Origin of the sequence: Clostridium frigidicarnis, from assembly GCF_900111985.1 — a bacterium.
Lineage (GTDB): Bacteria > Bacillota > Clostridia > Clostridiales > Clostridiaceae > Clostridium_Z > Clostridium_Z frigidicarnis.
Genome location: NZ_FOKI01000049.1, coordinates 1 through 21,713, shown reverse-complemented (window position 1 = coordinate 21,713; position 21,713 = coordinate 1). Strand labels below are relative to the sequence as shown.

General features: G+C 28.2%; 14 protein-coding genes. 7 read left to right on the top strand and 7 right to left on the bottom strand.

Annotated features, from left to right (window positions below; genetic code table 11):
• Positions 1-337 precede the first annotated feature (337 nt).
• Positions 338-3,538 carry a carbamoyl-phosphate synthase large subunit gene (carB, locus tag BM119_RS17455; protein ID WP_090043000.1) on the bottom strand — a complete coding sequence of 1,067 codons (3,201 nt, stop codon included), beginning with the start codon at positions 3,536-3,538 and terminating at the stop codon, positions 338-340.
• Positions 3,539-3,560: 22 nt separating this feature from the next.
• Positions 3,561-4,607, bottom strand: a complete 1,047-nt coding sequence (locus tag BM119_RS17450) for a carbamoyl phosphate synthase small subunit (RefSeq protein WP_090042999.1) — start codon at positions 4,605-4,607, stop codon at positions 3,561-3,563.
• A 598-nt stretch (positions 4,608-5,205) separates the two neighbouring features.
• On the opposite strand from BM119_RS17450, the gene BM119_RS17445 reads away from it, so the two are divergent.
• A complete protein-coding gene (locus tag BM119_RS17445; RefSeq protein ID WP_090042998.1) occupies positions 5,206-6,594 on the top strand; it encodes an alanine/glycine:cation symporter family protein in 1,389 nt (462 codons plus the stop codon).
• Between the two features lie 93 nt (positions 6,595-6,687).
• On the opposite strand, the gene BM119_RS17440 is transcribed toward BM119_RS17445, so the two are convergent.
• Positions 6,688-7,554, bottom strand: a complete 867-nt coding sequence (locus BM119_RS17440) for an SDR family oxidoreductase (protein ID WP_090042997.1) — start codon at positions 7,552-7,554, stop codon at positions 6,688-6,690.
• 246 nt (positions 7,555-7,800) lie between these two features.
• Here BM119_RS17440 and BM119_RS17435 point away from each other — a divergent pair, with 246 nt between their 5' ends.
• The 6 genes from BM119_RS17435 (at position 7,801) to BM119_RS17410 (ending at position 15,422) form a co-directional block, all read left to right on the top strand.
• The gene (locus tag BM119_RS17435) at positions 7,801-8,238 is read left to right on the top strand and encodes a lysozyme family protein (RefSeq protein WP_090042996.1); all 438 of its coding nucleotides are present in this window, start codon (positions 7,801-7,803) and stop codon (positions 8,236-8,238) included.
• Positions 8,239-8,312: 74 nt separating this feature from the next.
• The gene (locus tag BM119_RS17430; RefSeq protein ID WP_090042995.1) at positions 8,313-8,987 is read left to right on the top strand and encodes a response regulator transcription factor; all 675 of its coding nucleotides are present in this window, start codon (positions 8,313-8,315) and stop codon (positions 8,985-8,987) included.
• Positions 8,984-10,015 (top strand): HAMP domain-containing histidine kinase, encoded by a 1,032-nt coding sequence (locus tag BM119_RS17425; RefSeq protein ID WP_090042994.1) that lies wholly within the window; start codon positions 8,984-8,986, stop codon positions 10,013-10,015. Before BM119_RS17430 ends, BM119_RS17425 begins: the two co-directional genes overlap by 4 nt.
• Positions 10,016-10,374: 359 nt before the next feature.
• Entirely contained in the window at positions 10,375-11,136 is a 762-nt protein-coding gene (locus BM119_RS17420) for an ABC transporter ATP-binding protein (RefSeq protein ID WP_090042993.1), read from the top strand.
• A gap of 16 nt (positions 11,137-11,152) precedes the next feature.
• The gene (locus BM119_RS17415) at positions 11,153-13,159 is read left to right on the top strand and encodes an ABC transporter permease (protein WP_177199487.1); all 2,007 of its coding nucleotides are present in this window, start codon (positions 11,153-11,155) and stop codon (positions 13,157-13,159) included.
• 343 nt (positions 13,160-13,502) lie between these two features.
• Entirely contained in the window at positions 13,503-15,422 is a 1,920-nt protein-coding gene (locus BM119_RS17410) for an ABC transporter permease (protein ID WP_177199486.1), read from the top strand.
• Positions 15,423-15,808: 386 nt separating this feature from the next.
• Here the strand turns inward: BM119_RS17410 and BM119_RS17405 are convergent, their stop codons facing one another.
• From BM119_RS17405 to BM119_RS17390, 4 genes are all read right to left on the bottom strand, one after another.
• The gene (locus BM119_RS17405; RefSeq protein WP_090043001.1) at positions 15,809-17,281 is read right to left on the bottom strand and encodes an NADP-dependent glyceraldehyde-3-phosphate dehydrogenase; all 1,473 of its coding nucleotides are present in this window, start codon (positions 17,279-17,281) and stop codon (positions 15,809-15,811) included.
• An 894-nt stretch (positions 17,282-18,175) separates the two neighbouring features.
• On the bottom strand, positions 18,176-19,102 hold the full coding sequence (locus BM119_RS17400; RefSeq protein ID WP_090042990.1) for a MerR family transcriptional regulator: 927 nt from the start codon (positions 19,100-19,102) through the stop codon (positions 18,176-18,178).
• A 553-nt stretch (positions 19,103-19,655) separates the two neighbouring features.
• Entirely contained in the window at positions 19,656-20,519 is an 864-nt protein-coding gene (locus BM119_RS17395; protein WP_090042989.1) for a 4Fe-4S binding protein, read from the bottom strand.
• 148 nt (positions 20,520-20,667) lie between these two features.
• The gene (locus BM119_RS17390; RefSeq protein ID WP_090042988.1) at positions 20,668-21,522 is read right to left on the bottom strand and encodes a DegV family protein; all 855 of its coding nucleotides are present in this window, start codon (positions 21,520-21,522) and stop codon (positions 20,668-20,670) included.
• Positions 21,523-21,713: the final 191 nt, after the last annotated feature.

The window sequence follows — 21,713 nt, the reverse complement described above, 5'->3', positions numbered from 1 at the left end:
TTTTTTTCTCCATCCCTTAGACCTCCTAATCATCTTAAAACTATTTTACTTTGTTTGAGTAAACATTGTCCATTCTAATTAGGGGGCCTATAGGAAATCACAGATTTTCTTTAATTGTATTTTTTAAGTTTTAAAATCTTCCTAAGAAGATTTATCCTTCAATTATCAACTAAAAAATCTATATATTTTAACAGTTATCAAAGTTATCCACAGATTCGAAATTTTATACTTTCTTATACGTGAAGAAGACCATCATTAACTTGTCACTGATTAATCTAATAAGTTCATATACATCAAAAAGACCAATTATCACGATGATAATTGGTCTTTTTTAATCTTATAATGCTATTACATCTAGCTTATCTACATTTACCTTAGCAAGTCCTATATCCACCATTGCTTTTAGTGTATCTATTGATGTAACAACTGGTATTGAGTGCTCTATAGCCGTTCTCCTTATGTTAAATCCATCCCTTGATGAATCATTACCTTTAGTTGGAGTATTTATAACTAAATCCACTCCACCTTTTTCTATTAAATCTAATATATTAGGCTTTCCTTCTTTTATCTTTTTAATTTCTTCTGCTTCAATTCCATTTTCTTTTAGTAAGTTACATGTACCTTTTGTAGCTAAGAAAGTATATCCTAACTTATTCAATCCTTTTGCTATTGGTAGTAACTCCTCTTTGTCTTTATTGTTCACTGTGGCAAGTATTTTTCCTGTTCTCTTTTTAAGATATGTTCCTGAGGCTATAAATCCTTTATATAAAGCTTCTTCAAGATTATGTCCTACTCCTAATACTTCCCCTGTAGATCTCATCTCTGGTCCAAGACTTACTTCAACTTTAGACAATTTATGTGTTGAGAAAACCGGAACTTTAACTGAAACTATTTCTGGTTCTTTATAGATATCCACTCCATACCCAAGATCCTTTATTTTTTCTCCAAGCATTACTTTTGTAGCTATATCAACTATAGGTACTCCTGAAACCTTACTTATATAAGGTACAGTTCTACTTGCCCTTGGATTAACCTCTATTACATAAAGTTCACCTTTAAATTCTATAAACTGAATATTTATCATACCATTGACATTTAATGCTATTGCAAGTTTTTTAGAACACTCTAGAACCGCTTTTTTTATTTCTTCAGATATATTTTGACTTGGATAAATTGTTGTACTGTCTCCAGAATGTATTCCTGCTCTATCTAAATGTTCCATTATACCAGGTATTAATATATCCTCTCCGTCACATATTGCATCAACTTCAATTTCTTTTCCTAAAAGATATCTATCTATAAGAACTGGATTTTTACTATCTCTTGCAAAGGCTCCTTCAAGATACTGTCTAAGCCCTTTATCCTCATATGTTATTTCCATACCCTGTCCACCTAAAACATATGAAGGTCTTACAAGTACAGGATAGCCAAGTTTTTCAGCCTCAAGCATTCCCCCCTCTACACTCCATACAGCTTTTCCTTTAGGTCTCTTTATATTAAGTTTTTCTAATATTTCTTCAAACTTTTCTCTATCTTCAGCCTCATCTATATGCTTTGGAAGAGTTCCAAGTACAGGTATATTTTTCTTTTCTAAGAATTTAGCAAGTTTTATAGCTGTCTGTCCCCCAAACTGAAGTATTACTCCTAATGGTTTTTCTTTTTCTATTATATTTAATGTATCTTCTTCTGTTAAAGGCTCAAAGTATAATTTATCTGATATATCAAAATCAGTACTTACTGTCTCAGGATTATTATTTATTATTATTGTTTCTATACCCATTTTCTCTAAAGCTTTTATACAATGTACTGATGCATAATCAAACTCTATTCCTTGACCTATTCTTATAGGACCTGATCCTAGTACAATAACTTTTCTTCTATCACTTACAACTACTTCATCTTCCATTCCATATGTTGAATAATAGTATGGGGATACTGCATCAAATTCTCCGCCACATGTATCAACCATATTATATGATGCTTTTATGTTCCATATTTGTCTTAATTCACAAATAACCTCTGGACTTACATCTAAAAAGTCCGCTATAGCTTTATCTGAAAATCCTCTTCTTTTTAATTCAAATAACCACTCTTTATTTAAATTATCCACAGCTGATGACTTTAATCTCTCTTCTTCATCCACAATATACTTTATCTTATCAACAAAGAATCTATCCATCCCTGTTATTTGGCATACTTTTTCAACTGAATATCCTTTTCTAAGTATCTCTGCTAAAGCAAAAATTCTTTCATCATCTGGGGTTATAACCCTATTTTTAAGTTGTTCTATTGTAAGATTCTTAACACTCTTATTTTCTAATGAATATTGACCTATTTCTAGTGAACGTACACCTTTTAAAAATGCTGCTTCAAAATTGCTACCTATTGCCATTATTTCTCCTGTAGCCATCATCTTTGTACCAAGACTTCTATTTGCCTTCTTAAATTTATCAAATGGCCACTTTGGAATTTTACAAACCACATAATCCAATGTAGGTTCAAAACAAGCATATGTTTTTCCTGTTACTGCATTTTTTATTTCATCAAGACCATATCCTAGGGCTATCTTTGCTGCAACCTTTGCTATTGGATATCCTGTAGCTTTAGATGCTAATGCTGATGAACGACTTACCCTTGGGTTAATTTCTATTACCCCATAATTAAAACTTACTGGATCTAATGCAAACTGTACGTTACATCCACCTTCTATTTCTATTGAATTTATTATATTTATAGATGCTGTTCTAAGCATTTGGTATTCTTTATCTGATAAGGTTTGGCTTGGAGCTACAACTATACTGTCTCCTGTATGTACTCCCACTGGATCTATATTTTCCATGTTGCATATAGTTATACAATTTCCATAACTATCTCTTATAACCTCATATTCTACTTCTTTCCAACCCTTTACGCTTTTTTCAAGAAGTACTTGACTAACTGGACTTAAGTTTAGCCCTGACTCTAAGATTACTCTAAGCTCATATTCGTTATCTGCAATTCCACCACCAGTTCCTCCAAGAGTATATGCTGGTCTTACTATAACTGGATATCCTATTTCCTTTGCAAACTCCATTCCTTTGCTTAAATCTGTAACTATTTTAGATTCTATTATTGGTTCGTTTATTTCTTCCATAATAGATTTAAACAATTCTCTATCTTCACCTTTTTTTATGGATTCTATAGAGCTTCCTATTACTTTTACATTATATTTATCAAGTATCCCTTTTTCATGTAACTCTACTGCAAGATTAAGTGCCGTTTGCCCACCCATTCCTGCTAGAATACTATCTGGTCTTTCCTTATATATAATTTTTTCAATAAACTCTACTGTTAATGGCTCTATATACACCTTGTCAGCAATTTCTTTATCTGTCATTATTGTAGCTGGATTAGAATTTACTAATATAACTTCTACTCCTTCTTCTCTTAATGCCTCACAAGCTTGTGTTCCTGAATAGTCAAACTCAGCCGCTTGACCTATTATTATTGGACCTGATCCTACAACTAAAACTTTTTTTATATCTATATTTAATGGCATAATATCTCTCCTCCTCTAATTCCTATATTAAATCTAAAAACTTATCAAATAAATATTGGTTTTCTTGAGGTCCCGGACATGCTTCTGGATGAAATTGAACACTAAATATTTTGTGTTTTTTGTTTCTCATACCTTCCACAGTTGAGTCATTTACATTTATATGAGTAACCTCTGTGTTTTCTGGCATTTCTTTCACCACATATCCATGATTCTGAGATGTTATGAATATTTTGTTTTCTTCTAAATCTTTTACTGGATGATTTGCTCCTCTGTGTCCAAATTTCAGCCTTCCTGTTTTTCCACCTAAGGCTATACATAAAAGCTGGTGTCCTAAACATATACCTGATATTGGCTTTTTATCAACTAAATGTCTTATATTTTCTATTACCCCTGTTAAATCCTCTGGGTCTCCAGGTCCATTTGATAAAAACACTAAATCTGGATTAACATCTAATATTTCTTTATAATTTGCATCTGCTGGAAATATAGTTAATTTACAATCTCTTTTTATAAAATTTCTTATTATATTGGATTTTATTCCAAAATCCATTATTGCTACGTGATGTCCTTTGCCTTCTACAATATATTTTTCCTTAGTTGTAACATTCTTAACTGCTTCCTTATTTGAAAAATTATTCATTAAAGCCTTTGCATCATCAAAGCTTATTTCCCTAGTAGTTATTATCCCTTTCATAGTTCCATTGTTTCTAAGAACTTTTGTAAGGGCTCTTGTATCTATTTGTTCTATTCCCATTATTTTATGGAGCTTTAAATAAGAATCTAAATTCATTTCACATCTCCAATTGCTTGGAAGCTCACATTTTTCTCTAACTATAAATCCTTTTACTTTAGGGGCATCAGATTCTAAATCTTCAAGGTTCAAACCATAATTTCCTACTAATGGATATGTCATAGTTACTATTTGTCCATAATATGATGGATCTGTAAGAACTTCTTGATATCCTGTCATACCCGTATTAAATACTACTTCTCCAACAGTTTCTTCTGTATATCCAAAAGCCTTTCCCTCAAATTCCATACCATTTTCTAAAATCAACTTAGCTTTCATATCTTAACCCCTCCTTAAAAAATAAAAGGGTAATGAAGAAATTGAACTATCAATTCCTTTATTACCCTTAAAATTTTCTTTATTATTTAATTTAACCTCGAACTGATTTAGTAATTGCACTAAATCAAAATTTCTTGTATTTAATTTTTTTGTATCACAAAAAAACTTACACATATGCTATACCCCTTTCTGGTCTCACAGGACCATTTTAAAGTGTGTATCAAAAATCCTTAGCTTCACTCTGAATCTAAGAAGAATTTATCCTGGCCCATAAAAGCCAGCAGATAAATTTATTTAATTAAACTTATTACATATGATTGTAATTAATAAAATAATTTATGTCAATACATAATTTTTTCTTTACAACCTTATATTACTCATTTAGCAACAAAATCTCAATGCTTCATAATTTAAAAAATTAAATAATTAACAAGCCAATTATTCATTTGGACTTTTTAAATTTTATTTTTTTATTTGAAGAATATTATATAATCAATGCTTATCATACTTATAGTGTTTTTAGAAAATTCTTTTAATTGACATATTATTTGTTCTATTATACAATTTAATTGAATAATATCGAAGGAGGTCGAATTTTATGCTTAATATTTTAACTTCATTTAATGATTTTTTATGGTCATATGTACTAATAATATTATTAATTTCTTTAGGCTTATATTTCTCTATAAGAACAGGATTTATTCAAATTAGATATTTAAAGCACATGTTTAAATTACTTACAGAAGGTATTTCCTCTTCTAAAGATAAGGATGCAAAAGGAATTTCTTCTTTCCAAGCATTTTGTATAAGTACCGCATCTAGAGTTGGTACCGGTAATTTAGCAGGTGTAGCTATTGCAATTGCAATAGGTGGTCCTGGTGCTGTATTTTGGATGTGGCTTATAGCACTTATTGGAGCAGGCTCTAGTTTTGTTGAGAGCACATTAGCTCAAATATACAAAGTAAAAGACGGAAATAAATATAGAGGTGGCCCAGCTTATTACATAGAACAAGGATTAAAAAAGAGATGGATGGGATTACTTTTTTCTATTCTTATTACTGTGTCCTTTGGCTTTGCTTTTAACTCTGTGCAATCTAATACTATAGCACTTGCCTTTGATCAAGCTTTTGGAATTGATAGTATTATAATGGCATTTATATTAGCCATCCTTACAAGTTTAGTAATATTTGGTGGAGTTGATAGAATCGCTAAAGTAACTGAAATACTAGTTCCAGTTATGGCTGTTACATATTTAGCTATAGTAATGATTGTATTAGTAAAAAATGCTTCTGCTATACCTCATATGTTTGCCTTAATAATAGAAAACGCTTTTGGTTTTAAACAAACTGTAGGTGGTGGATTAGGCGGAGCTATCCTTTTAGGTGTTAAAAGAGGTTTATTCTCTAATGAAGCTGGTATGGGTAGTGCTCCAAATGTTGCTGCTGCTGCTGAAGTAACTCATCCTGTTAAACAAGGTTTGATTCAAACTCTTGGAGTATTTACTGATACACTTCTAATATGCAGTGCTACAGCATTTTTAATACTTTTATCAGGTGTTTATACTGATGGTTCTTTAAATGGAATTCAATTAACACAAGCCGCTTTAAGTTCCCAAATCGGTAGTTTTGGTAATATTTTTATAGCTATATGTATATTCTTATTTGCTTTTAGTTCTATAATAGGTAACTATTATTATGGAGAAACAAATATAGAATTCATGAATGCAAATAAAATCTGGTTATTATGTTACAGAGTCTGTGTTATTATAATGGTATTTGTTGGTGCAATAGCTGGATTAGATGCTGTTTGGAGCCTAGCTGATCTATTTATGGCTTTTATGGCTATAATAAACTTAATAGCTATATTACAACTTAGCAAAACTGCTTTTAGTGCACTTAAGAATTATGTAAAACAAAGAAACGATGGACTTGATCCAGTGTTCTCTAAAGATGATATAGATGGTATAGATGATGTAGAGTGTTGGTAAACAATAGACTTCATTTATAGATAAAATAGAATGCTAAGCATCGTAAACAAGCAGGTTTACTAATGCTTAGCATTCTATTTTTTGTCATGTGCCTTATGCATTAACTATTTCTCCTCCATTTACATGTACAGTTTCTCCTGTTATGTAAGATGCATCTTTTGATGCTAAAAATACATATGCTCCTCCTACCTCAACTGGCTGACCCGCTCTTTGCATTGGAGTATTACTTCCAAACTTCTCAACTTTGTCTTCTTTAAAGCTAGATGGAATTAAAGGTGTCCAAATTGGTCCTGGTGCCACTGCATTAACTCTTATCCCTTTTGGTGCTAAATTTATAGCCAAAGATCTTGTGAAAGTTGTTAAAGCTCCTTTAGTTGAAGAGTAATCTATCAATGTTTCATTTCCTTTGAATGCCGTTACTGATGTAGTATTAATTATACAAGATCCTTGTTTTAAATGTGGCATAGCAGCTTTCACAAAATAAAATGCTCCAAATATATTGGTCCTAAAAGTCTTTTCAAATTGCTCACTTGTTAACTCTTCAATGTTTTCACATTCATACTGAACAGCCGCATTATTTATCAAAATGTCTAACTTTCCAAATTTCTTTATAGTCTCGTCAACAACGGATTTACAAAAGTTTTCATCTTTTATATCACCCTTTAATATTAAGCACTCTCCTCCATTTTTGCATATAAGTCTCTCTGTTTCTTTTGCGTCTATATCCTCGCTAAAATAAACTATAACGACCTTGGCTTTTTCTTTTGTGTAAGCTAAAGATACAGCTCTTCCTATTCCACTATCTCCGCCTGTTATTATTGCTACCTTGCCCTCTAGTCTATTGCTACTACTCATATACCCATCCATTTCAAATATAGGCTTTGGATTCATCTCATCCTCAATTCCAGGATGTATATTTTGGTGTTGTTTAGGAAATTTTTTAGGAAATTGATTTTCCATTGTTTCCCCTCCTTATATTAATATATACTTCTAGTATTTTTAAAATTTTTTTAATTATTCACTTATAAATTAATCCTTAGGCACATAAAAGAAAATAACAAGACAAAGATGCCATGTATATTTTGAATGTGCCTTAACATTACAAAATTGTTAGATTAGATTTAAAATTTGTAAGGTGTTGTTATGGCTAATTTTTATGCTTACCTTTAAACTTATAGTATAAACTTAATTCATGGAGGTTTCGTTATGAAAAAAATAGTGCTTAATTTTAGCTTAATAGTGTTTCTCTTTGGTGGAATGTATCTTTTAGGACATAAAGTTTTATATCCTATAGATAATAGTAAGGATATAAAGTATTTTAGTTCTAAATATGATGTAGATCCATACCTTGTTGCATCTATTGTTGATACTGATTTTGGATTATCTACTGAAAGCTTTAAAGAGTTAGCTAAAGAAATGAACATTGAAAATTTCACTGTAGAGGACATTAATAAACCTTCATTTAGAATAGAATCTGTGGCATACTTACTTTCAAAATATAAATCCACTTCTAATATAGAGGATTCTCTAAATGAAATTGTTAATATAGATAGTTCATTAAATAATAATAAAACAAAAATGTATCCCTTAACCATACTAAGGAATAAATCTTGGTATAAATTATTCCACTATGAACTTAACTAGTAATGATTCTTTTAATATATAACACAATAATATATAATAATACTAATATTATTGTTTTGTGAAAGGATGATTACATGTTTAAAGTTCTAATCGTTGAAGATGATCCTAAAATTAGAGAAATAATGCTAGAAAACATTGAGAGATGGGGATATGAGGGATCTTATGTTGAAGATTTTACTCAAACACTGAATACATTTATAGAATTTAAACCTCATATTGTTTTATTAGATATAAATTTACCCTGTTTTGATGGTTTTTATTGGTGTAATAAGATAAGAGAATTATCAAAAGTCCCTATAATATTTGTTTCTTCTAGGAATACTAATATGGATATAATAATGGCAATGAATATGGGTGGGGATGATTTCATACAAAAACCATTTTCCTTAGATGTGTTAATGGCAAAAATTCAAGCAATAATTAGAAGAACCTATTCTTATACTAGCGTAGAATCAGATGTAGTTGAATATAACGGAGCAATTTTAAATTTAAAAGACTCAAATCTTATGTTTAATGAAGAAAAAGTTGAACTAACTAAAAATGAGTTTAAAATTCTTTATATTTTAATGAAAAATAATGGTAAGGTTGTTAGTCGAGACAAAATTATGAGAAGTCTTTGGGAAGATGAAAGTTTTGTAGATGACAATACTTTAACAGTTAATATAAATAGATTGAGGAAAAAATTATCTGATATCGGACTAGATGATTTTATTTCAACAAGGAAAGGTCAAGGTTATATTATTCAATGAAGCTAAAAGACTTTATTAAAGACAAAATGCCTATTGTTATATTATTTATCTTCACTATTTCTTTTATATGCTTAATAGTATATCTTGATGGTTCAACAATGGTCTCTTTAAATAATATAATTTATATAAATATTGTTGCATATAGTCTATTATTTTTGTTTTTAGTTTTTGACTTTATATTAAAATATAGATATTTTAAATCCTTAACTTTATTAGTAAACAATCAAGAAGAAAATATTTTTAGTTCTTTACCTAAATCCTTAACTAAAGAACAAGAAATCTTTTCAATATTGCTAAAAAAAATTGAAAAAGAACATCAAAACAAATTTGATAATTTGTATTTAGATAAAATTGAAAACATAGACTTTATGACTTCTTGGGTACATGAAGTTAAAACACCTATTTCTGTCTGCAGATTAATCATAGAGAATAGTGATGGTAAACTTTTAGAGGAAACCTTAGATAGCATAGAAGATGAGCTTAATAAAATAGATAATTATGTTGAGCAATCATTATATTATTCTAAAATCGATGACTTTTCAAAAGATTACTTATTATATGATATTGACATCAAAAAAACTTTAAATGAACTTGTAAAAAGAAATGTAAAATCATTTATAAGTAAGCGTATTGGTTTAGATATGCATCATGTTGATTATACAGTTCTAACCGATAAGAAATGGTTGTTATTTATCATTAATCAAGTAGTTCAAAATTCACTTAAATATTCAAAAATCGGTGGTAAAATAGAAATTTATTGTGAAAAAGATAAGCTTGAAACTAGACTTATTGTAAAGGATAATGGTGTAGGTATCCCTAATGAAGACCTACCTAGGGTATTTAATAAAGGCTTTACAGGTCATAATGGTAGAAAGTTTAGCAAATCTACAGGTATGGGATTGTATCTTACAAAAAAAATGTGTAAAAAACTTGGTCATGACATATCTATAGATTCAAAGGTTGATGAATATACAAAAGTTACTATTCATTTTCCTAAATTAAGTGATTTCTTAAAAGTAGCTAAATAAGGAGTTTTTAACTCCTTATTTAGCTTCTTGCTTTTCAAAAAATAATAGACCACAGATTCCATGTATATTTGGTATAATACAAAGAGTTAAAAGCCACTTATAGTGATGCTATGGATGACTTTTAACCATGAAGTATTATGCCAAACATACAAGAATACTGGTCTATTATTTTTTTAAATATGCCTTATATATAATTATTTCATGCTATGGCTATCATATAAATAAAGATTCGTTTTATATATTACAAAAATGTAAGCTACGTCAAATGTTTTGTTATATAGATAAATGGTTCGTAACCTCTTAATCCTTTAAAATATAAATATAGAGTTTAAAAAACAACTTATAGGAGGATTAATAATATGAATAACGTATTAATTGCTAAAAATCTTAGAAAGGTTTATGCCTCAAAAGGTGTTACATATACAGCATTACAAGATATTAACCTTGAAATCAAAGAAGGAGAATTTATTGGTATAATGGGTCCATCTGGTGCTGGTAAAACTACACTTTTAAATATAATTTCCACAATAGACACTCCTTCATCTGGAAGTGTAATAATTGCTGGTGATGATATAACAAAAATGAATGAGGATAAACTATCTTCTTTTAGAAGAAATAAATTAGGGTTTGTTTTTCAGGACTACAATCTATTAAATACTTTAACTATAAAGGAAAACATAGTTCTACCCCTAGCACTTTCAAAAACAAATCATAGAGAAATCGAAAAAAGAGTTAAAGATTTATCTGAAAAATTTGGAATTGAAGACACTTTAAATAAATATCCTTATGAGGTTTCTGGTGGTCAAAAACAAAGATCAGCAATAGCAAGAGCAGTAATAACTAGACCATCTCTACTTCTTGCCGATGAACCAACAGGTGCATTAGACTCAAAATCATCTGCTGAAATTCTTCAAACTTTAAGTGATTTAAATGAAGATGATAAAGCTACAATAATGATGGTAACACATGATGCATTTGCAGCAAGTTATTGTAAGAGAATTTTATTTATAAAAGACGGAACCTTATATGCAGAATTAGTAAAGGGCGGATCTAGAAAAGAATTCTTCCAAAAAATACTTGATGTATTATCTACTTTAGGTAATACAGTCGCAGATATGTAAGAAAGGGGGAATTCAATTGTCTTTATTTGACGTAGCTTTTAAAAATGTAAAAAGAAATTTCAAAAATTATTTTCTTTATTTTATATCAATAGCCTTCAGTATAGTAATATATTTTACTTTTACTACTTTACAATATAATGATCAAATAAGTACACTTTTAAGTACTAAAGCAAAACTTGATGGTCCATTTAAGGCTGCTGGCATAATAATATTAATATTTGCCTGTATCTTTATAGGATATTCAAATTCTTTCTTTACAAGAAAACGAAAAAAAGAAATTGCCTTGTATTCGATGCTTGGAATTAAAAAGAAGCAAATAGGTAGAATGTTATTTTATGAAACAATTTGCATGGGTGCCTTAGCATTAGTTTTTGGAATATTATTTGGAACGCTACTTTCCAAAGGCTTTATATTGGTTCTATTTAAGCTTATGCAATTAGAAGCAATAAAATCAATTTCTATTGGGTTTTCTGCTAAAGCAATAATGCAAACTATTGAAGTATTTACAGTAATATTTTTAATAGTATCTATGCACTCTTATAGTGTAATATATAGATTTAAGTTAATTGACTTATTTAAAGCAGATTCTTCTGGAGAAAAAGAACCCAAAACTAATATTCCTCTTTCTATTCTAGGAGTAGTATTAGTTGGGGCTGGTTACTGGTGTGCAAATAACTTAGATAAAAACTTTCAAATATTTGCTTTGCTTACCATTATCCTAACTATCGTTGGTACCTATATATTATTTTGTTTCTTCATTGTTTTTATGATTAAACATTCTAAAAAGAATAAAAAATCATATTATAAGGGAATAAATATGATTGGTACATCCCAGTTACTATATAGAATAAAAGGTAATGCTAGAACTTTAGCTACAATTGCTATACTTGCTGCAACAACATTAACAGCCGTAGGTACAACTTTTAGTATATATTATTTTTCAGAAATCACTACTAAGTCGTCATCACCATTTTCTTTTGCTCTGGTTGATTCAAAAGAAACTAAAACAACTTCTAGTGATGCAAAAACAAGACCTCAACATGAACCTCTTAATTTCAAATTAGATAATATACAAAAGGATTTTGACAAAATATTAGACAATCATAAAAATAATTCTGTTGAATCTAAAGTTAATATTGAGGTTTTAGATCATACAGCTAAACTTCCTAGTCTAGCATTAAAATCAAATGATGAATATAACGATACAACTATAAGCTTTTTAAGCGAAAGTAAAGCTAAAGAATTATTAAAATCTATAGGTAGTGATTTAGATTTAAATCTTAAAAATAATGATGATGCATATATATTTGATTCTATGGTTGGATCTAAATATGTAGGTTCTTTTAAAGGAAAAAACTTAGAAATTAATGATAAAAAACTTAACTTTGTTGATGAATCTAAAGAATCAATACTTCCAAGAAATATAATATTATTTAATTCTTTAGTTATAGTAAAAGATGATGTCTTTAAATCTCTTGAAAATTCTTATACTGAAAAAACAACAGCTTCTTTATATAAAGTTAAAGGAGAGAAATCAGCAAAGGATTTATCAAATGATTTTCAGGAACTTACTAAAAACACTTATAAAGATATAACTGACTCCTCATTTGGACTATCAGATGATTTTTACTTAACTTATAGAGCTTCAATTGAATCAAGCGGTTTAATTGTATTTATTGGTGGTTTCTTAGGGTTAGTATTCTTAATTTGCACTGGAACAATTATTTTCTTTAAACACTTATCTGAAGCTGAGGCTGATAAATTTAACTATGATATACTTAGAAAAATTGGTGTTGATAATAAAGAAATCAAAAAATCTGTTTCAAAGCAAATAGGATTTGTATTCCTACTTCCATTAGTTATTGGTATAACCCATTCAACTGTTGCTTTAAAAGTATTAGAAGGGTTATTAAATATAAGTTTAAACATGCCTATATTAATAACATATTTTGCTTATATAGCTATTTACTTAGTTTACTACAAGCTAACTGTTGAATCTTACTATAAATCAATAACAGATTAAAAAACTTAGCATAGCCAAGTTTTAAGTGGAAAGTTGAGATTTGAAGGTTGAAAGTTAATGTTGATTTTTCTACTACAACAAAAAGTCCTAGCAATTTAAATCTTGCTAGGACTTTTAGTTGTATAATTATCAGTTTATAACTTATAATTTAACTTAGGTACATTGAAAAAACAACAAATTAGTATGCTAACCTATTTCATGTCATACTGCGTCAGTAATATTAGCCCATAGCCTGTACTATTAACTAATATCACTTCCTTGTCTGACACAAAATATACATAGCATCTTTGACTTGTTACTTTCTTTCACATGTCTTATAAAACAAAATTAAAGGATGATGAATATGTTTTTATTTTCCATAGCATTTAAAAATGCCATAAATAACTTATATGAGAACACCCTCTATTTTGTAACTTTAATATTTGGTGTAATGTCATACTATATTTTTTCTTCATTTACTTTTTTAGATTACAACATATTAGATTTATCAAGATATAACATAGATTCTATGTTTCAACTTGCCTCTGTATTTTTAAAGTTTTTTCTTATAATTTTTATATGGTATTGCAATTTATTCTTCATAAATAAGAGAAAACGAGAACTTGGAATCTACTCTATTTTAGGAATGAAAAAAAAGGAAATATCTTTGGTTTTATTTTTTGAAATATTAATAATGGGAGTAATGTCATCTATAATAGCTTTAATACTTGGTTCTTTATTTTTTAAGTCTTTCTTTATGATACTTCTAAAATTAATAAATGTTCCACCAAATAATTATAATATAACAATTGTTCCTAGAGCATTAAAAGATACTTTATTCGTATTCTTAACTATATTTCTTTTAATCTCTGTAATTAGTTATATAAAGATAAAAAGATCTAAAATATTAACTATGCTTAATAGTTACTCAATAAAAAACAACACTTTTAAAACATCAATACTTTTTTCTTTGATTAGCTTAATTCTTATGTTTGGTGGATACGCTTTTATTTTTATTGAATTCAAAAATAGTTCTGATTATATTATTTTAGGTGGATTAGCTATATTAATAGCTACCTATGGATTATTTTCTAATGGAATTTTCTTATTCATAAAAATATATAAAAAAATAAAATACTTATATTATAAAAATCTTAATATGGTTAGCTTATCAGACTTACTGTTTAAATTGAAAAGTAATTCAAAAACTTTTGCATCAATTTCATTGCTCATAGCTATATTATTAATAGCTTCTTCTTCGTTTATTAACTCTTATATATTATCTAAAACCTTCGATGCCAAAAAAGGTAATTTTGATTTCATTTATTTATCAGAAAATAGAAACTTAGATGATACAGTAAATAACATATTTTCTAAATATCCAAATCATAAAGTTTATTCTGATATTTATATTAATTTCATTGTAGATAAAGGAATTTATCCTTCTATAGCATCTAATAGCGAATATGATTATAAAGGTGATGAATCTCATATAAATATAGTTTCTTTAGACGATTTTCAAAAGGTTTCTAATGGTGCTTACTCTAATTTAAATTTCCTTAATAATGATGAATGTCTTATGGTTTATGGTAGAGATATTGATAAAGATAAAATTAAACCTAATATTAAAAATGTTACTTTAAAGAATTTAAATAAAGAATTTAAAGTAATAATGCCTATAAGAAATAATTTTACTGGAGAAAGTTTGTTTTCATTTATAGTTGTTTCTAATGAATCTTTTAATGAACTAAAATCCTTATCTCAATATAATACTTTAAGATTATTAAATTTTGAAGATTTTACGAACTCTCAAAATCTATCTGATGAATTATATTCTTATGTAATACAACATTCAAGTGATAAACAGCAAGATTATATCTTTAACCCGTTTTCCTACTATTTTAGTAATCTTAAATATTCATCAGTTTTACTATTTATTAGTTTCATTGTTATTTTTATATTATTAATTTGTTCTGCAAGCATAATATTTTTCAGTCAATTAAATCAAGCTGAAAATGATATTTCTAAATATGAACTACTTAGAAACTTAGGTGTATCAAAAGAAGAGATTTATAAATCTATAAAAAAACAAACTCGAATACTCTTTTTATTACCTTCAATTATAGGTATGATACATGCCTGGTCTGCCATATTTTTTCTGAAACAGTTTGAAATAATTGAAATCTCATATTTCCCTGAAACAGTTATAATATTTATATTCATTTATTATATTTATTATATTTATACTGTGAAATCATATTATAGACTAGTAATACGCAGATAACCGTTAGAACAAAAGGCACGCCCTTTTTTAAATTTACAATTGAGAATTGACAATTGACGATTATATTTAGGAAGTCACAGACTTCCTAAATATAAAGTTGAAGGTTGAGAGTGGAAAGTTGAAAATTTAGGTTGAAAATCACAGATTTTCTTTAATTATATTTTTTTATTTTTAAAATCTTACTAAGAGGATTTATCCTTCAATTGTCAATTGTCAATCATCAATTCTCAATTTATTTAACAATTACATATGTTTCAACACTTAATAAAATTATCCACAGATTCGAAATTTTATAATATCCTATACATTAAAAACAAGCAATGAATTTAGGTTAACCTAAATTCATTGCTTGTTTTTTTATTGATTCATTTATTAACTTTTAATTTTTAATTTGCTTTATTTAAATTCAGTACTATGGCCTTTGGTCTTGACATTGCTTCTATGGAATATCTTATTCCTTGAGTTCCCATACCAGAGGCTTTAACTCCTAAGAATGGAAAATGGTCTGGTCCTCTTTCTGGTTTATTGTTTACCTGTACTGTACCAACCTCTAATTTATTAGCTATATAAAATGCTCTGTCTATGTTTTTAGTGAAAATACATCCTTGCAATCCATAAGTTGATTCATTGGATATTTTTATAGCTTCATCAATACTTTTTACTCTTATTATAGGTAATACCGGTCCAAATGGTTCTTCCCAGGCAATTCTCATATCTAATCCTACATTATCAAACAGTGTAGGGTAAATTAAGTTATCTTTTCTATTTCCACCTACAAGTAAGTTAGCTCCTTTACCCTTAGCATCATCTATTAATTCCATTACAAAATCCGCAGATTTACTGTTTATTAATGTACTAACAACTACTCCCTCTTCTTCTGGATGGCCTACTTTTAATTTTTCTACTCTCTCTTTAATCTTAGCTACAAGTTTATCAGCAATTGAATCTATTGCTAGAACCCTCTTAACAGCTGTACATCTTTGTCCTGAATAAGAATATGCACCTGCCACTATGTTATCTGCTGCTTCATCTAAATCAGCATCATCTAAAACTATTGCAGCATCTTTACCACCTAACTCTAATAAAAGAGGTTTCATAGTAGAAATTTTGGATATATGCTGACCCACATCTGTACTTCCTGTAAAGTTGATGAAGTCTATATCCTTATGTGTAACTATATAATCTCCTATTTCACTACCTCTACCTGTTATTGTGTTTAATACTCCACTTGGAATACCTGCCTCATTAAATACTTGAGCCAAATATAATGTTGATATACTTCCTTGAGTTGGTGGTTTTAATATAACAGAATTTCCTGCTGCTAATGCTGGTGCTATTTTAGAAGCAGATAAATTTATTGGATAATTAAAAGGAGAGATAGCAAGTACAACCCCTAACGGGACTCTTGTTACTACCGATATTTTATTATTTTTCATTCCTGGAAAACTATCACCTGGTATAGTTTCTCCTTCTAACTGTTTTGAAACATCTGCAGTAAATCTTATGAAATCTGCAGTTCTCTTTACTTCCGAAACTGCGCTCTTTCTATCTTTAGCTATTTCTATTACCAATATATCCGAAAGTTCTTCTACACTTTCTTCTATTATATCTGCAGCTTTATTTAATATCCTTGATCTTTCATTTATAGGTGTATCTGACCAAAGTTTTTGAGCTTTTTTAGAATTCTCTATAGACTTATCTACTTCTTCCTTAGTCATTTGTTGAATGCTTCCTATAATCTTATTGTTTATAGGTGATTTTATATCTATTAATTTTTTTGTATTACTTTCAATCCAATTTCCATTAAATAAATTTTTATATACTATTCCATTTTTTAATTCTTGAAATTTTGAACTCATCATAAATTTTCCTCCTTGAGATTCTCTTATCTTTAGCTTTTTCTAAAGGATTTTTTTTATTCGTTAATCATATTAAGAGTATACCCATAACCGGTATATTAGTCAATAATAATTATTAACTAATATAACATATTCACTAATATAATCATTATTAGACCAAAAGCGGCTACACCACGTTCTAATTGAGAATTGACAGTTGAAAATTGACAGTTGTTGTTGAAAATCACAGATTTTCTTTAATAAGATTTCATCCAACATTGTCAATTGTACATTATCAATTATCAATTCAAGAATCCTTTAACCCTAGATTTTATTATCATTTTATAATCAAAAATTTTCTATACTTTTCTGTATAGAACAAAATGCTGCGCCCTTTTTTAATTAACAATTGAGAATTGACGATTGACGATTATTGTTGAAAGTCATGGACTTCCTAAATATAAAGTTGAAGGTTGAAAATCACAGATTTTCTTTAATTGTATTTTTTTTATCTTCAAAATCTTCCTTAGAAGATTTATCCTTCAATTGTCAATTTTCAATCATCAATTCTCAATTAACTTCAATCTTCCTAAAAAGATTTAACCGCAACTTGTAACTCATAACTTGTCACTCATTAAAGTTTTCAACCTTCAATTCTCAACTAAAAAATCTATATATTTTAATAGTTATCAAAGTTATCCACAGATTTGAAATTTTATAATATCCTATAAAGTAAAAAAATAAACTAAGTATATATACAAAACCCAGTTTAGAAAACGTTTTCTTTTTTTGTTAAAAAGATGCATTATCATTATGCATACTTTTTTTAATTTTATTACTCTTATATTTATTTTTTAATTCCAAAAAATATCTAATTCTTTTTTAGTATATCTTTTATATCTTCGCTTTCAACTTCTACTCAAAATACATAAGGCCATCCTTGTCATACTTAATTCCAAGTTCTTTTTCTATGTTAATAATAGCCTTTGAGTACTCGTCATATAATTTGCTTATAAACCTTAAGTCTATTATAAAATTATCGTAATATGATTTTTCCTTTAAGCAATCCTCTAATGTCCTGCCTTTATTTTTATTTTTTATAAAAGCCTTCTTAAACTCTTCGTCGTCCTTAGATAAGTTTATAAATGAAATTATATTACTTTTTATCTTCTCTATTTCTTCTAAATTATTATTTATAACGCTATTTATTGTTTTTAATTTTTCATCTCTCAAAGTATATAAAATATCATTATTTAAACTTCCTAGCATTATATCCATGTTTTTATTTATTTTAAAATTATTTAAGTTATCTATATACTTTAAAATCCTTTTAAAGCATTGTTTTTTATCTTCATTATTTAACTTTACAGTTAAAAACTGTCCATACTGTAGGATTATAAGTTTTCCATAGTTACCAGGAAAACTTTTTAGAATTTTATCAGATACATAGTTATCCTCATTTTCTTTTTTATAATCTTCTACCGAATTAGCTATTAGTATAATATCATCTAAATTATCCATAACTTTTTCTCTATTTTCAATTCTACCTATGGCATTTATAATTTCTTGTTTTTCACTAAAAACAGTTTTTAGTTCTTTTACAGCCTTTACCATACACTCATATAAATATGTCATATTGTTTAAACATTTTTTAATTACATCTATATTAAAGCCTATTATTCTCAAGGCATATACTAGCATTATCATATCTATATCATTGTCATTATAATTTCTTTGACCATTCTTTTTATTTTTTTGTGGGGCAACTAAACCCTCTTCTTGATAAAACTTTATTTCACTTTTAGTTACACCTGTAACCTTAGAAGTCTTTATTATATTCAAATTTTATTCCTCCTTAATTTAAGGTAATAATAAAATATTTATCCTCATTTATTTACAATTTTTTTATAAAGATTAATTTAATTATATCTTATATCTATTATAAACTTATATCTGCTTAATTTGTAAGGATATACATTTATTTTTTATGTTAAAATAAAAAACTTTATGTAAACATAAAAATAGAATGATAAGCATCGTAAACAAGCAGATTTCCTCTGTTAGTTTACTAACGCTTATCATTCTATTCTCATTAAGATAATTTTATTATTATAGGAATATACTATGAAAAATATAAAAATTAATCTAACCCGAAAAGTCAGTTCTAAGTAACACAAATTAGTCGCTTACACCTAAGATTAAATTAATGCTGAGTTTTCTACGGAAATTCTAAGCTTTTCTGAACATCTTGAAGAAAAACATCCCTCTCTCTTAACTTCCCACTTTCAATTTTCAACTTTTTAAATAATTCTTTATTGTAAAATATACAATTTCAAGCTTTTCTAAACAACGTGAAGAAAAGCATCGTTCATTGTCAATCCTCAATTTTCAATTATCAATTGAAGAGTAGATTACATATGTCTCTTAAAACTTTTTCTTCACCAAGTCTATCCATCAAATGACATATTCTTTCGCCTGGTATTCCATTTTCTATATAGTAATTTAAAATCTTCTCTACTGCATTACATATTTCATCTTCTTCAAATACTTTTCCTAAATTAGTCCCAAATCTATAGGATCTTCCAAATCTACCACCTATATATATTTGTGCACCTTTTTTCTTACAAGTAGCTGCTCCTAATTTGCATGATCTAACACAATTTCCACAATCAACACACTTTGATTTATCAAAAACTATTTTTTTATCTATAACAGTTAATGCTTTTTGTCTACAGGAATTAGCACACATTCCACATCCAACACATTTATCTAAATTAAATTCCGGAATGGTAAGCCCCATTATTCCTATGTCATTAAGACTAGCTTTAGAGCAGTTGTTAGCACACCCCGTTACCGTTACCTTACATTTTGATGGTGTATCCTGTGCAAAATGTAGTTCAGCTAATTTATTGCATATTCCCTGTGTATCTATGTTCCCATGAAGACATATAGTACCCTTGCATGCAACAAGAGGTCTTAATTTTTTACCAGTTCCTCCATGTGTAAGTCCTAACTCCTTAGCTTCCTTAATTACTGATTCTATATCATTCCCATTTATCCACGGAACCTCTATAGAAAGCCTTGTTGTAAGTCCTATATATCCTCTTCCATATTTGTTTGCTATTTTACTTATTGATTCCATCTCACTTGTAGTAAAATTTCCTGCTTTAGATATAAATCTTACTGAAAAATGTTCATTATCATTTTGTAACAAAAATCCAAATCCCTTTAATTCAGCTATTTTTTTCTTGTTAAACACTTAAACCCACCCCTTAATAGTTATCTCTTCTATTATATATCCTCTGGTTATATGCTTAACACCATTTTTTTCTTATGTATATCATAAGCTTTTACTTATTAAAAAGTGACTACGCTACTTTTTAATTGAGAGTGGGGAGTTGAAAGTTTCACCTACCTAACGTGAAGTATGCAACACCTATAGCTTTAGGCCCAACATGTAATCCTATAACAGGTCCTATTGATTGTATTCTAACTTCTTTTCCAACTGTTTTTGAAATCTTTTCTGCTAACCTAAGTCCCTCTTCTTCACAGTTAATATGGTGAACTATTACATCACCTAATCCATTTAATTTAATATCTTCCATGAATGTATCTACTATTTTATCTACTGCTCTTCTTTTAGTTCTAACTTTATCAAATATAGTTGTTTTTCCGTCCTCAACTGTAAGTATTGGTTTTATTTGAAGTATATTACCTAAAAGTGCAGCTGCACCACCAATTCTTCCGCCTTTTTTTAAATATGTTAAATTATCTGGAACAAATAAAAATCTGCTACTATTTATAACCTTTTTTATTATATCCATAATTTTTTCTGTAGACTCACCTGCTTTTGCGGCTTTAGCACCTTCTAGAGCTGCAAATCCCATCTGCATACAGTTAGACCTTGAATCTATAATTCTAATATCCGCATCTGGATAATTTTCTAAAACCATGTTCTTTACAAGATTAGCACTGGAATATGTTCCGCTCATATCTTCTGATAAAAAAACACCAATTACTGACTCATTGTTTTTTGCATATTTCTCAAATATATCTTGTAATTCTTTTATGCTTGGTTGAGAAGATGTCGGTATTTCATCTGCCGCTTCCATTTTTTCATAAAATGTAGATTTATCTATATCCAATTCTCTAAAACTTTCAGTTTTAAATAAAACATTTAGTGATACTACCGATATATCAAATTCCTCAAGTAAATCTTCTGGTATATAACACGTACTATCAGTAACTATCTTTGTTCCCACTAAAGCTTCCTCCATTCAATGATAATAAAACATTATCTTTCATAATTATATATAAGATTATAACACATAGGTTTATTTAAAATACTAATTAAGTTTGTCTTTTTACAACTTTATCAAAAGGAACAAAAGGCTGCACCCTTTTTTAATTGACAATTGAGAATTGACGATTGACGATTATTGTTGGAAGTCAC